15 protein-coding genes are annotated in these 11,844 nt (G+C 69.6%); 14 read left to right on the top strand and 1 reads right to left on the bottom strand.

All coding sequences use genetic code 11. The features are described 5' to 3' along the window. Nucleotides 1-28: 28 nt before the first annotated feature. On the bottom strand, nucleotides 29-886 hold the full coding sequence (locus TN53_RS14305) for an SAM-dependent methyltransferase (RefSeq protein WP_095046485.1): 858 nt from the start codon (nucleotides 884-886) through the stop codon (nucleotides 29-31). Between the two features lie 787 nt (nucleotides 887-1,673). On the opposite strand from TN53_RS14305, the gene TN53_RS14300 reads away from it, so the two are divergent. The 14 genes from TN53_RS14300 (at nucleotide 1,674) to TN53_RS14235 (ending at nucleotide 11,707) form a co-directional block, all read left to right on the top strand. Then, a complete protein-coding gene (locus TN53_RS14300) occupies nucleotides 1,674-2,270 on the top strand; it encodes a hypothetical protein (RefSeq protein WP_046258840.1) in 597 nt (198 codons plus the stop codon). A gap of 266 nt (nucleotides 2,271-2,536) precedes the next feature. Then, nucleotides 2,537-2,956: a 30S ribosomal protein S16 gene (rpsP, locus tag TN53_RS14295; RefSeq protein WP_046258839.1), complete on the top strand. Its 420-nt coding sequence runs from the start codon at nucleotides 2,537-2,539 to the stop codon at nucleotides 2,954-2,956. Between the two features lie 2 nt (nucleotides 2,957-2,958). Continuing rightward, on the top strand, nucleotides 2,959-3,198 hold the full coding sequence (locus TN53_RS14290) for an RNA-binding protein (RefSeq protein WP_005479813.1): 240 nt from the start codon (nucleotides 2,959-2,961) through the stop codon (nucleotides 3,196-3,198). Between the two features lie 84 nt (nucleotides 3,199-3,282). Then, complete coding sequence (rimM, locus tag TN53_RS14285; RefSeq protein WP_046258838.1) at nucleotides 3,283-3,828, top strand: ribosome maturation factor RimM; 546 nt, start codon at nucleotides 3,283-3,285, stop codon at nucleotides 3,826-3,828. Continuing rightward, on the top strand, nucleotides 3,825-4,658 hold the full coding sequence (gene trmD / locus TN53_RS14280) for a tRNA (guanosine(37)-N1)-methyltransferase TrmD (RefSeq protein ID WP_046258837.1): 834 nt from the start codon (nucleotides 3,825-3,827) through the stop codon (nucleotides 4,656-4,658). Before rimM ends, trmD begins: the two co-directional genes overlap by 4 nt. 133 nt (nucleotides 4,659-4,791) lie before the next feature. Continuing rightward, nucleotides 4,792-5,142, top strand: a complete 351-nt coding sequence (gene rplS, locus TN53_RS14275) for a 50S ribosomal protein L19 (RefSeq protein ID WP_046258836.1) — start codon at nucleotides 4,792-4,794, stop codon at nucleotides 5,140-5,142. Nucleotides 5,143-5,189: 47 nt separating this feature from the next. Beyond that, nucleotides 5,190-5,906, top strand: coding sequence for a signal peptidase I (gene lepB / locus TN53_RS14270; protein WP_046258835.1), 717 nt, complete (start codon nucleotides 5,190-5,192; stop codon nucleotides 5,904-5,906). Beyond that, entirely contained in the window at nucleotides 5,899-6,993 is a 1,095-nt protein-coding gene (lepB, locus tag TN53_RS14265; RefSeq protein ID WP_046258834.1) for a signal peptidase I, read from the top strand. The genes lepB (TN53_RS14270) and lepB (TN53_RS14265) overlap by 8 nt, the downstream gene beginning before the upstream one ends. Then, complete coding sequence (lepB, locus tag TN53_RS14260) at nucleotides 6,881-7,840, top strand: signal peptidase I (RefSeq protein ID WP_063776248.1); 960 nt, start codon at nucleotides 6,881-6,883, stop codon at nucleotides 7,838-7,840. Before lepB (TN53_RS14265) ends, lepB (TN53_RS14260) begins: the two co-directional genes overlap by 113 nt. Before the next feature lie 102 nt (nucleotides 7,841-7,942). After that, nucleotides 7,943-8,722: a signal peptidase I gene (gene lepB, locus TN53_RS14255; protein ID WP_046258832.1), complete on the top strand. Its 780-nt coding sequence runs from the start codon at nucleotides 7,943-7,945 to the stop codon at nucleotides 8,720-8,722. Continuing rightward, nucleotides 8,712-9,236: an NUDIX hydrolase gene (locus tag TN53_RS14250; protein ID WP_046258831.1), complete on the top strand. Its 525-nt coding sequence runs from the start codon at nucleotides 8,712-8,714 to the stop codon at nucleotides 9,234-9,236. Before lepB (TN53_RS14255) ends, TN53_RS14250 begins: the two co-directional genes overlap by 11 nt. Nucleotides 9,237-9,292: 56 nt before the next feature. Further along, on the top strand, nucleotides 9,293-9,601 hold the full coding sequence (locus TN53_RS14245; protein WP_005311352.1) for a DUF2469 domain-containing protein: 309 nt from the start codon (nucleotides 9,293-9,295) through the stop codon (nucleotides 9,599-9,601). 107 nt (nucleotides 9,602-9,708) lie between these two features. Beyond that, nucleotides 9,709-10,080, top strand: coding sequence for a YraN family protein (locus TN53_RS14240; RefSeq protein WP_046258830.1), 372 nt, complete (start codon nucleotides 9,709-9,711; stop codon nucleotides 10,078-10,080). 1 nt (nucleotide 10,081) lies between these two features. After that, nucleotides 10,082-11,707 carry a YifB family Mg chelatase-like AAA ATPase gene (locus tag TN53_RS14235; RefSeq protein WP_046258829.1) on the top strand — a complete coding sequence of 542 codons (1,626 nt, stop codon included), beginning with the start codon at nucleotides 10,082-10,084 and terminating at the stop codon, nucleotides 11,705-11,707. Nucleotides 11,708-11,844: the final 137 nt, after the last annotated feature.

Genomic DNA, 11,844 nt, shown 5'->3' with positions numbered 1-11,844 from the left:
GGCACGCTTCGGCACCACCAGCGGAGCGCTACGGCACGCGCGCGATCAGGTACCGGAACACGTTCGGCATCCACACCGTCCCGTCCCGGCGCTGGTACGGGTGGAGGGCCTCCGTGACCTCCTTGTCGACCTGGGCCTGGTCCGTCGCGGAGATCGCCGCGTCGAAGAGGCCCGTGGAGAGCAGGCCCCGCAGCGCGCTGTCCACGTCGGCGTAGCCGAAGGGACAGGCGACCCGGCCGGAGCCGTCCGGCTTGAGACCCGCCCGCTGGGCCACCTCCTCCAGGTCGTCACGCAGGGCGGGGCGCCAACTGCCCGTGCTGCGCAGCGGATCCGCCAGTTTGGTGGCCACCCGCAGCACGGACGACGTGGTGCAACGTTCCGGCGGACCCCAGCCGGCGAGCACCACGGGCGCCCCCCGCTCGACGAGCGGCGCCGCCGCGGCGAGCAGCCCGGCGAGCCCCTCCGAGTCCCCCGCGAGACACCCGATGGGCTCGAAAGCGGTCACCAGGGTGTACGCGGGCGTCTCCGCGTCGGCCGCGTCCCGAGGGTGACCGTCGACGATCCGGGTCTGCGCACGCGTGCGCGTGCCCCACGCCTCGGGCAGCAGCCGCTCCCGGGCCAGCGCCAGTCGTTCGGAGGACGAGGAGTCGACACCGGTGACCGCGGCCCCTCTCGACGCCGCCATCAGCAGGGCGAGTCCGCTGCCGCAGCCGAGGCCCAGCACCCGGGTGCCGGCGCCCACTTCGAGTCGCTCGTAGACGGCCTCGTAGAGCGGAACCAGCATCCGCTCCTGGATCTCGGACCAGTCACGCGCGCGTGCACACCGGTCCACACGGGGCTCCTCTCCCGTATGAGTCAGGTGCTGCCGCACGAGCGTAGGTGTCATCGAAAGCGCCCCAATCCGCCGAGAGTTGCTGCTGTGCCCGATTCCATAGCCCCCGTGACGTGCGCTCGCACTCCCCCCGTATGCCAGATAACTCCGCACTCGGGCGCGCGTCCAGGGTCTGTGGGGCCCGGCTTGTGGGTTCGCTGTGCACCTGGCGAGATTTCACATCCCGGCAACCTGGAGCCGTAGCATGGTCATCCGTCTGTACGGGTACGGGCTGTGGGAGTCGGCGCCGGCGGAGATGGTTGCCGGTGATCAACCAGTGGGCGAACGTGGTCCGTTGGGAACGGATCCAGGCCGCCGATAGGGCGATCAAGGGCGACGAGGCGGTTCTGGCCAAGGTCCGCGAGCTCGGCGGTCAGAGTGTGCCGGTACGGATCGGGATCGGGCCCGTGACCTGGAGAGCGGCATGGCGATGCCGACCGGGCTCGCGGTGATCGTACGGTGTCTGGTCGCCGCGGGCGGGTCGGTTGGCGACGGCGACAAGGCGCCCGGTAACGTCGCGGTCGTCGCGCGCGCTGATTGAGGTAGCGCCCTTCCGGCGGGAGAGCGACCGAAACGCCTCTTGCGCATCCGCGGACCACAGTCGCCCCGGCGCGCGGACACCGTCTACGTGGCGGGTCGTATATCAGACTACGTACCGGCTTAGTACGAGCTGTGAGGCTTCTCCGCAGATCAGCGCACCCGCCCTCGTCAGGACGCATCAGCGGCAACTGACGGGTACGTGCAAATTATTTGGGATGCCCCGGAATCGGAACACTGGGGCACTCCGGCTCGTTGTCATTACGTGAGCACGACACAGACACCACCTGTTCTCGCCGCCGAGCTGGCGCAGGCGTGGGCCGACATTCAGCGGTACCACCCCGAGCTGCCCGATCTCGCCGCGCCAGAGTCCCTGATCGGAGAGTCGTCGTCCGCGTGCGGACACGAGCTCTCCTTCGAGCGACTGCTCCATGAGGCAGTCCATGGGATCGCCGCCTCCCGCGGCGTCCGTGACACCTCCCGCGCCGGCCGCTACCACAACCGCAGATTCCTCGCGATCGCCGAGGAGCTGGGCCTGGACCACCCCGAGGAGCCGCATCCCAGCAGTGGCTTCTCACTGGTCACGCTCAACCCCGAGGCCAAGCGTCGCTATCGCCCGACCATCGAGCGGCTCCAGCGCGCCCTGAAGGCCCACACGGCGGCCACCTCGGCCGACACGGCCCGCTCCTTCCGCGGCCCGGCCGCCCGGCACGGCTCGTCCGGCGGCGGCGTACGCGTCAAGGCGGTCTGCGACTGCGGTCGCAATGTGCGCGTCGTTCCGTCGGTACTGGCGCAGGCGCCGATCGTCTGCGGAGGGTGCGGCAAGCCGTTCCGGATTCCCGAGGTCCTCGGGGCCGCGTAGCCGCGGCCGGTGGAGTACCGGCATCTCGTGGGTGCCGGAACGACGCCTGGGGCACCCTGCGCCGCCGGGTGCCCCTCAGGCGTGCCTCGCCGCGGGCTCCGTCCGACGCGACCCGCCGGGTATGGCACAATGGCTAGCTGTACTCGACAGCCGCACAGGAACCCTCTCGCCTCCGGCTGACGCGTCCATCGGGCACTCGGGTACCGCAACCCCACGCGGCAATCTCGCCGTGCCCAACCACGTCAAATCCAGGAGAACCCACTCCCGTGGCAGTCAAGATCAAGCTGAAGCGTCTGGGCAAGATCCGTTCGCCTCACTACCGCATCGTCATCGCCGACTCCCGCACTCGCCGTGACGGCCGTGCGATCGAGGAGATCGGTCTGTACCACCCGGTGCAGAACCCCTCGCGCATCGAGGTCGACTCGGAGCGCGCGCAGTACTGGCTGGGTGTCGGCGCGCAGCCGACCGAGCCCGTCCTCGCCATCCTGAAGCTGACCGGCGACTGGCAGAAGTTCAAGGGCCTGCCCGCCCCGGCTCCGCTGCTCGTGGCCGAGCCGAAGGCCACTCGCCCAGTGTTCGACGCCCTCGGTGGCGACGACGAGGGCAAGGGTGAGGCCATCACCCAGAAGAAGAAGGCTGAGAAGAAGGACGAGGCTGCCGCCGAGTCCGAGTCGACCGAGGCCTGAGCATGCTCGAGGAGGCTCTCGAGCACCTCGTGAAGGGCATCGTCGACAACCCTGACGATGTGCAGGTCGCCTCGCGCGACCTGCGTCGCGGGCGTGTGCTGGAGGTCCGGGTCCACCCCGACGACCTCGGCAAGGTGATCGGTCGCAACGGCCGCACCGCACGCGCTCTGCGTACCGTCGTGGGCGCCATCGGCGGCCGTGGTGTCCGCGTCGACCTCGTCGACGTCGACCACGTCCGCTGACGCCAAACGCAGCACCGGCTCGGGCCGGGGAGGGCCACTGGGCCGTCCCCGGCCCGTAGTCGTACCTACAGGAGAACAAGCACAGTGCAGCTGGTAGTCGCTCGCATCGGCCGTGCCCACGGCATCAAGGGCGAGGTCACCGTGGAGGTCCGCACCGACGAGCCGGAGCTGAGGCTCGGGCCCGGCGCCGTACTGCTCACGGACCCCGCCTCCACCGGCCCCCTCACCATCGAGACCGGCCGCGTCCACAGCGGTCGCCTCCTCCTGCGCTTCGAGGGCGTGAAGGACCGCTCCGGCGCGGAGGCCCTCCGGAACACCCTCCTGATCGCCGAGGTGGACCCGGAGGAGCTGCCCGAGGAAGAGGACGAGTACTACGACCACCAGCTGATGGACCTGGACGTGGTGACCAAGGACGGTGTGGAGGTCGGCCGGATCACCGAGATCTCGCATCTGCCCTCCCAGGACCTCTTCATCGTCGAGCGGCCCGACGGCAGCGAGGTGATGATCCCGTTCGTCGAGTCGATCGTCACCGAGATCGACATCGAGGAGCAGCGGGCGGTGATCGACCCGCCGCCCGGGCTGATCGACGACCAGGCCGAAATCGCGTCGTCCAAGGAAGACAGCGCATGAGGCTCGACGTCGTCACCATCTTCCCCGAGTACCTCGAACCCCTGAACGTCTCCCTCGTCGGCAAGGCACGCGCGCGTGGACAGCTGAACGTCCACGTCCACGACCTTCGCGACTGGACGTACGACCGCCACAACACCGTCGACGACACCCCGTACGGCGGCGGCCCCGGCATGGTCATGAAGACCGACCCGTGGGGGGACGCGCTGGACTCCGTGCTGGCCGACGGCTATGACACGGGCTCCCACGCGCCCGCGCTCATCGTCCCCACGCCCAGCGGCCGTCCCTTCACCCAGGAGCTCGCCGTGGAGCTCTCCGAGCGGCCCTGGCTGGTCTTCACGCCCGCCCGCTACGAGGGCATCGACCGCCGCGTCATCGACGAGTACGCGACCCGGATGCCCGTCTACGAGGTCTCCATCGGCGACTACGTCCTCGCCGGCGGTGAGGCGGCCGTCCTCGTCGTCACAGAGGCCGTGGCCCGGCTGCTGCCCGGTGTCCTGGGCAACGCCGAGTCCCACCGGGACGACTCCTTCGCGCCCGGTGCCATGGCGAACCTCCTGGAGGGCCCCGTCTACACCAAGCCGCCCCGGTGGCGCGGCCGGGAGATCCCGGAGACGCTGCTCAGCGGCCACCACGGCAAGATCGCCCGCTGGCGGCGCGACGAGGCGCTCAAGCGCACCGCGGCCAACCGGCCCGACCTCATCGAGCGGTGCGATCCCAAGTCCTTCGACAAGAAGGACCGCGAGATGCTCTCCATCCTGGGCTGGGCGCCCGATCCGGCAGGGGAGCCGTACGGCCGATTTTGGCGTCGGGTCGACGACGTGGAACAATAGGTCGCTGTTGTGCGTCGTCCGGCGTGCGCCCCTGCCACAGGGGGACACGACGCCCGCCCCGGCACGGACAGCATCCTCCGATACACCTAGCTACCGCCTATGACCTGTGGCATGGGTGAAGAAAGCAGACGAAATGTCTCACCTGCTCGACTCCGTCGACAGCGCGTCGCTGCGCACCGACATCCCGGCCTTCCGCCCGGGTGACACCGTCAACGTCCACGTCCGCGTCATCGAGGGCAACCGCTCCCGTGTGCAGCAGTTCAAGGGCGTAGTCATCCGTCGCCAGGGTGCCGGTGTCCGCGAGACCTTCACGGTCCGCAAGGTCTCGTTCTCCGTCGGCGTCGAGCGCACCTTCCCGGTGCACACCCCGATCGTCGAGAAGATCGAGCTCGTGACCCGCGGTGACGTGCGTCGCGCCAAGCTGTACTACCTCCGTGAGCTGCGCGGCAAGGCCGCGAAGATCAAGGAGAAGCGCGACAACTGATCTCGCCTTCCGGGGTTCACAGAGGGGCCGGATAGCATCTGGCCCCGATGGACACCGAAGCACAGCAGACGGAGCGCGACCGCTCCTCCCGCCCTTCCGAATCCGAGGAGATCTCGGACACAGAGGGGCAGGAGGGACGGTCGCGTTTCGCGTTGGTGTCGCGGATCACCGAGTGGCTTCCCGGTGGCCGGATCAGCCTGACCCTGTTGGTCTGCCTGCTGTTTTTGCTGTCCCTCAACGCTTTCGTGGCGCAACCGTTCCAGATTCCCAGCGGATCCATGGAGAACGGATTGAGGATCGGGGACCGGGTTCTCGTAAATAAGTTGGCGTACCGTTTCGGTGCCGAGCCGCGGCGCGGAGATGTAGTGGTGTTCGACGGAACCGGGTATTTCGGGGATGCGGACTACATCAAGCGCGTTGTGGGTGTGGGGGGAGACCACGTGGTCTGCTGCGACAAGGAGGGGAGGATCGAGGTGAACGGCCGGTCGGTCGACGAGTCGTCGTTCCTGTATCCCGGTGACTCTCCGTCCTCGGTGGACTTCGACGTCGTCGTGCCCGACGGCACCCTCTTCGTCCTCGGCGACCACCGCGGCGAGTCCAGCGACTCCCGCGACCATCTGGGCTCGCCCGGCGGCGGCATGATCCCCGTGACCGAGGTGATCGGCCGCGCCGACTGGATCGTATGGCCGACCGCGCACTGGACCCGGCTGCACCGGCCCGACGCCTACGCGCGGGTGCCCGCCGCGGCAGGTGCCGATGGGTAATCGCGGCAAACCGCGCGGTGTGCCCAGCGACGCCGCCGACAACCTTCTGCCCACCGGTGTCCGGCGCGCCTCCAGCCCCGCCGGCGGCCGTACACGCGCGGAGCGGCGCCAGCTCCAGCGCAAGGTCAAGCGGCGCCGCAGGCGCTCCGCAGCCAAGGAGATACCGCTCCTGGTCGGCGTCGCCGTTCTCATAGCCCTGGTGCTGAAGACCTTCCTCGTGCAGGCCTTCGTGATCCCGTCCGGCTCCATGGAGCAGACGATCCAGATCGGCGACCGGGTGCTGGTCGACAAGTTCACCCCGTGGTTCGGCTCCAAGCCGCAGCGCGGGGACGTCGTGGTCTTCAAGGACCCGGGCGGCTGGCTCAAGGACGAGCAGACGACGACGAAGAAGGAAGACCCCGTCGTCATCAAGCAGATCAAGGAGGGGCTCACCTTCATCGGCCTGCTGCCGTCCGACAACGAGAAGGACCTCATCAAGAGGGTCGTCGGCGTCGGCGGCGACAAGGTCAAGTGCTGTGACGCGCAAGGGCGTGTCACCGTCAACGGCGTTCCGCTCACCGAGGGGGACTACCTGTATCCCGGCAACGCTCCGTCGACGCAGGAGTTCGACATCACCGTCCCCCAGGGACGGTTGTGGGTGATGGGCGATCACCGGGCCAACTCCGCGGACTCCCGCGCGCATCAGGACACCGACTACGGCGGTACCGTCTCCGAGGACTCGGTGGTGGGACGGGCGAGGGTCATCGCCTGGCCCTTCGGCCACTGGAACAGCCTCGACGAGCCGAAAACATACTCATCCATTACCGACTCGGCCGCCGGGTCGACTGCGGCCCCCCGGCTGTCGCATAGGGTTGCCTCCGACGATCCGAACGGAACGATCCAGCTCCCGAGCCCTGCGGAACTCCCGCTCGTTATGGGAGTGGTGGGCCTGCACCGTATATGGGGCAGGCGGCGGCACAGAGTAAGGAGTTGGCGTGGGGGATGTGGCGGTTGGCGCACGGTCCGGGCACGACGGCGAGGAGCACCGCGGACGCCCCGTGGACGCGGCCGACCCGGCCACGGACGACGCCGTGACCTCCGGGAGTGACTCCGCGGCGGACGAGCGGACACAGCCCGGGGAGGACGGGCCGGGCGACTCGGCCCCCAAGCAGAAGAACCAGCGCTCCTTCTGGAAGGAGCTGCCGATCCTGATCGGTATCGCGCTCGTCCTGGCGCTGCTGATCAAGACGTTCCTGGTGCAGGCGTTCTCGATCCCCTCCGACTCGATGCAGAACACCCTTCAGCAGGGTGACCGCGTCCTGGTCGACAAGCTCACCCCGTGGTTCGGTTCCGAGCCCGAGCGAGGCGAGGTCGTCGTCTTCCACGACCCCTCGCAGTGGCTGGCGGGCGAGCCGACCGCCGACCCGAACGCCATCCAGACGTTCCTCAGCTGGATCGGCCTGATGCCGTCCGCCGAGGAGAAGGACCTCATCAAGCGCGTCATCGGCGTCGGCGGCGACACCGTCGAGTGCAAGGGCACCGGTCCGGTGAAGGTCAACGGCAAGGCGCTGAGCGAGTCGTCGTACGTCTACCCGGGCAACACCCCGTGCACGGTCGACGACATCGGCGGCCAGTTCAAGGTCAAGGTGCCCGAGGGCTACATCTGGGTCATGGGCGACCACCGCCAGAACTCGCGTGACTCGCGCTACAACCAGGACGACAAGTACCACGGCATGGTCCCGGTCGACGAGGTCGTCGGACGCGCCATCGTGAAGGCCTGGCCGATCAACCGCTGGGGCACGCTGCCGGTCCCGGACACCTTCGACCAGGATCTGAGCACCCGGTCCGCCGCCTCCACCACCCTGTCGACGGCCCCGCAGGGCCTCGCGCTCGCGGCTGCGGTGCCGGTGGTGCTCTGGCGCCGGCGGAGGATCGAGCCGGCCGAGACCCGCTGACCGGCTGACCGGCTGACCTAGGGAAACCTTTACGGAGCGGGTGACCTTCGTCGCTGGTGAGGGGCTGACCGTGTCGGGTACCGCCGGGTAGGGTGCGGACCCATGGGTGGCGAGAGCACGACACGTACGGCCCCGCGCAGCGGAGGCACGAACACGGGCCCGGTGGGCAGCCGGACCGGACAGCGACTGTCCGGGCTGGCCGTCGCGCTGGGCCTTGTGCTGTTCCTCGGCGGGTTCGCCTGGGGAGCGGTGGTCTATCGGCCGTACACCGTGCCCACCAGCTCGATGGCGCCCACCATCGACGCCGGCAACCGGGTGCTGGCACAGCGTGTCGACGGCGGTGAGGTACGCCGGGGCGATGTCGTCGTCTTCACCGACAAGACCTGGGTGTCCAACGCCCCCGTGGTCAAGCGTGTGGTCGCAGTCGGCGGCGACACGGTCGCCTGCTGCACGGACGGCAAGCTGACCGTCAACGGCAAGCAGATCGACGAGCCGTATCTGCCCGCAGGCAGCGCGGCCGAGTGGAAGACCATCCCGTCCGTGACGGTCCCCGAGGGACGTCTGTTCCTGCTGGGCGACGAGCGGCAGGGCTCCCTGGACTCCAGCGCCCATCTGACGGACGCCGCCAGCGGCACTGTCGCGCGGTCCGCCGTGACGGCCCGCGTGGACGCCGTCGTATGGCCGATGAACGGCACGCTGAAGGAGCCGACCGGCTTCGAGAAGCTCGGTGCGCTCTCCGCGCCGGGCCCGCTGCGGACGATCACGATCCTGATCGTGGCCGGTGCGGCGCTCGTCCTCGGCGGCGGCGCCTACGGCCCGGTCGCCAAACTGCTGGGCCGCGGCCGTTCCCGGACCCGGACGGAGCCCATGGGTGCACGCTGAGGCTTCGGCGGACACCTACGAGGGCGGGCTGCGCAAGGTCGCCAGGGTGGTGCTCCTCGACCCGGACGACCGCATCCTCCTGCTGTACGGCCATGAACCGGACGATCCGACGAACGACTGGTGGTTCACCCCGGGCGGCGGTATCGAGGGCGACGAGACTCGTGAACAGGCCGCTCTGCGGGAACTCGTGGAGGAGACCGGCATCACCGATGTGGAGCTCGGTCCGGTGCTCTGGCGACGGATGTGCTCCTTCCCGTTCGCGGGGCGTCGGTGGGACCAGGACGAGTGGTACTACCTGGCGCGGACGGCCCGTACGTCGGATGTGGTGCCCGGGGCCGTGGCGCTGACCGAGCTGGAGCGGCGCAGCGTCGCCGGAGCGCGCTGGTGGACGTGTCAGGAACTGACCCGGGCACATGAGACGGTGTATCCGACCAGACTCGCCGAGCTGCTCCGCAGGCTGCTCGACGAAGGTCCCCCGGCCACGCCCGTGACCCTCGACCCCGAAATCGTCTAGGGGCTGACGGGACTGGCGCACAATGGTGGGACCGCACGGCTGAAGGGGAACATGCCATGAGCGCCGAGGACCTCGAGAAGTACGAGACCGAGATGGAGCTGAAGCTCTATCGGGAGTACCGCGATGTCGTCGGTCTGTTCAAGTACGTGATCGAGACCGAGCGGCGCTTCTATCTGACCAATGACTACGAGATGCAGGTGCACTCGGTTCAGGGTGAGGTGTTCTTCGAGGTGTCGATGGCGGATGCGTGGGTGTGGGACATGTATCGGCCGGCCCGGTTCGTGAAACAGGTGCGGGTGCTCACGTTCAAGGACGTGAACATTGAGGAGCTCAACAAGAGTGATCTGGAGCTTCCGGGCAGCTGACGTTGCTCCATCGGGGTGACGGAGTTTTCCACAAGCACTGAGTAGCCCACCAAGATCAACTTGGTGGGCCGGTGTGCGTGACGGTTGGCGCCGGAGGTGGTGCCGACATGAACACACATCAGGCACGCAGTGCACTCGGAAAGTACGGCGAGACGCTGGCCGCGCGGCGGCTGGCGGAAGCCGGGATGACGGTCCTGGAGCGCAACTGGCGCTGTGGCAGGACGGGTGAGATCGACATCGTGGCGCGGGACGGGGACGTCCTGGTCGTCTGCGAGGTCAAGACCCGCCGGACGGGTGCCTTCGAGCATCCGATGGCCGCCGTGACCCCTGAGAAGGCGGAGCGGCTGCGGGGTCTCGCCGCCTGCTGGATCCACGCCCACGGAGGAGCGCCGCCGGGCGGCGTCCGCATCGACCTCGTGGGCGTCGTCCTGCCGAACCGCGGCGCACCCGTCGTCGAGCACGCGCGAGGGGTGGCCTGACATGGGGTTCGCTCGTACGTGCTCGGTGGCGCTGGTGGGTGTCGAGGGCGTGGTCGTGGAGGTCCAGGCGGATCTGGAGCCCGGGGTGGCGGCGTTCACGCTGGTGGGGTTGCCGGACAAGAGTCTTACGGAGAGCAAGGACCGGGTTCGGGCGGCGGTCGTGAACTCGGGTGGCGGGTGGCCGCAGAAGAAGCTGACGGTGGGGCTCAGCCCGGCGTCGGTGCCGAAGGCGGGCTCGGGCTTCGATCTCGCCATCGCGTGTGCGGTGCTCGGCGCCGCGGAGCGGATCGACCCGCGGGTGCTCGCCGACATCGTGATGATCGGAGAGCTGGGCCTCGACGGACGGGTACGTCCGGTCCGGGGCATCCTGCCGGCGGTGCTGGCCGCCGCGGAAGCGGGTTATGAGCAGGTCGTCGTGCCGGAGTGTGCCGCCGTCGAGGCCTCGCTGGTGCCCGGGGTGTCGGTGCTGGGCGTGCGCAGTCTGCGACAGCTGATCGCGGTCCTCGCGGACGAGCCGGTTCCCGACGAGGAGCCGGACGAGCCGGGCCGCCCCGATCCGCTCATGGCGGGCCTGCGGGTGCCGGGCACCGGCGCGGCCACGGGGATGCACAGCATGGGCGCCGCGCAGCAGGACTACGGCCACGACCTGGCCGACGTCGTGGGCCAGCGCTCGGCCCGTACGGCGGTGGAGGTCTCGGCGGCCGGCGGCCACCATCTGTTCCTCCAGGGGCCGCCCGGTGCCGGCAAGACGATGCTCGCGGAGCGGCTGCCCGCCGTCCTGCCCCGGCTGACCCGCGAGGAGTCGCTGCAGGTCACGGCGGTGCACTCGGTGGCGGGTCTGCTGCCGCCTGGCAAACCGCTGATCGACGTCGCCCCCTACTGTGCCCCGCACCACTCGGCCACCATGCAGGCGCTCGTCGGAGGCGGTCCGAGCATCGCCCGGCCAGGTGCGGTGTCGCTGTCCCACCGGGGAGTTCTCTTCCTGGACGAGACCCCGGAGTTCAGCAGTCGGGCCCTGGACGCACTGCGGCAGCCCTTGGAGGCGGGGCATGTGGTGATCGCCCGCAGCGCGGGTGTCGTGCGGTTCCCGGCGAAGTTCCTGATGGTGCTGGCGGCCAACCCGTGCCCCTGCGGACGTTTCTCGCAGACCGACGACTTCTGCGAATGCCCGCCCTCGGTGATCCGCCGGTACCAGGCCCGGCTCTCCGGCCCGCTGCTCGACCGGGTCGACCTGCGGGTGGAGGTGGACCGCGTCACCCGGGCCCAGCTCACCGAGCGCGGCGCCCGGGGCGAGTCGACCGCGACGGTGGCCGACCGGGTACGGGCGGCCAGGGAGCGGGCCGCGGCACGCCTCACGGGCACCCCGTGGCGGACCAACAGCGAAGTGCCGGGCCGCGAGCTGCGCAGCCGCTGGCACGCGGTACCCGGCGCGATGGACGAGGCCGAGCGCAACCTCGAACGCGGCGTCCTGACGGCCCGCGGACTCGACCGTGTCCTGCGCGTCGCCTGGACCGTCGCCGACCTGCTCGGACACGACCGCCCCGACGCGACCGACGTCGCCCTCGCACTGCAACTGCGCACCGGGGTCCCCAGGGGCGTACCGATGGCCATCGGAGCGCCCACGTGAACACAGGCCAGGAACCGGACGGCGAATTCCTCGCCCGTGTCTTCCTCACCCGTGTCGTCGAGCCCGGTGACGAGGTCGCCGGGCGATGGGTGCGGGAGTTCGGGGTGTGCGAGGTGGCTCGGCGGGGGCGGGGGGGG

It is taken from the genome of Streptomyces sp. WM6386, from assembly GCF_000972385.1.
In the GTDB taxonomy this organism is placed as follows: domain Bacteria; phylum Actinomycetota; class Actinomycetes; order Streptomycetales; family Streptomycetaceae; genus Streptomyces.
Note: the sequence above shows the minus strand (reverse complement) of the source record. Positions and strands in the feature narration are given on the sequence as shown.

Bases quoted from the DNA above. Each gene is read 5' to 3' on its own strand.
- TN53_RS14305 (WP_095046485.1), bottom strand. From the start codon at position 886: ATGACACCTACGCTCGTGCGGCAGCACCTGACTCATACGGGAGAGGAG.
- TN53_RS14290 (WP_005479813.1), top strand. From the start codon at position 2,959: ATGCTCGAGGAGGCTCTCGAGCACCTCGTGAAGGGCATCGTCGACAAC.
- trmD (WP_046258837.1), top strand. From the start codon at position 3,825: ATGAGGCTCGACGTCGTCACCATCTTCCCCGAGTACCTCGAACCCCTG.
- rplS (WP_046258836.1), top strand. From the start codon at position 4,792: ATGTCTCACCTGCTCGACTCCGTCGACAGCGCGTCGCTGCGCACCGAC.
- lepB (WP_046258835.1), top strand. From the start codon at position 5,190: ATGGACACCGAAGCACAGCAGACGGAGCGCGACCGCTCCTCCCGCCCT.
- lepB (WP_046258834.1), top strand. From the start codon at position 5,899: ATGGGTAATCGCGGCAAACCGCGCGGTGTGCCCAGCGACGCCGCCGAC.
- lepB (WP_046258832.1), top strand. From the start codon at position 7,943: ATGGGTGGCGAGAGCACGACACGTACGGCCCCGCGCAGCGGAGGCACG.
- TN53_RS14245 (WP_005311352.1), top strand. From the start codon at position 9,293: ATGAGCGCCGAGGACCTCGAGAAGTACGAGACCGAGATGGAGCTGAAG.
- TN53_RS14240 (WP_046258830.1), top strand. From the start codon at position 9,709: ATGAACACACATCAGGCACGCAGTGCACTCGGAAAGTACGGCGAGACG.
- TN53_RS14235 (WP_046258829.1), top strand. From the start codon at position 10,082: ATGGGGTTCGCTCGTACGTGCTCGGTGGCGCTGGTGGGTGTCGAGGGC.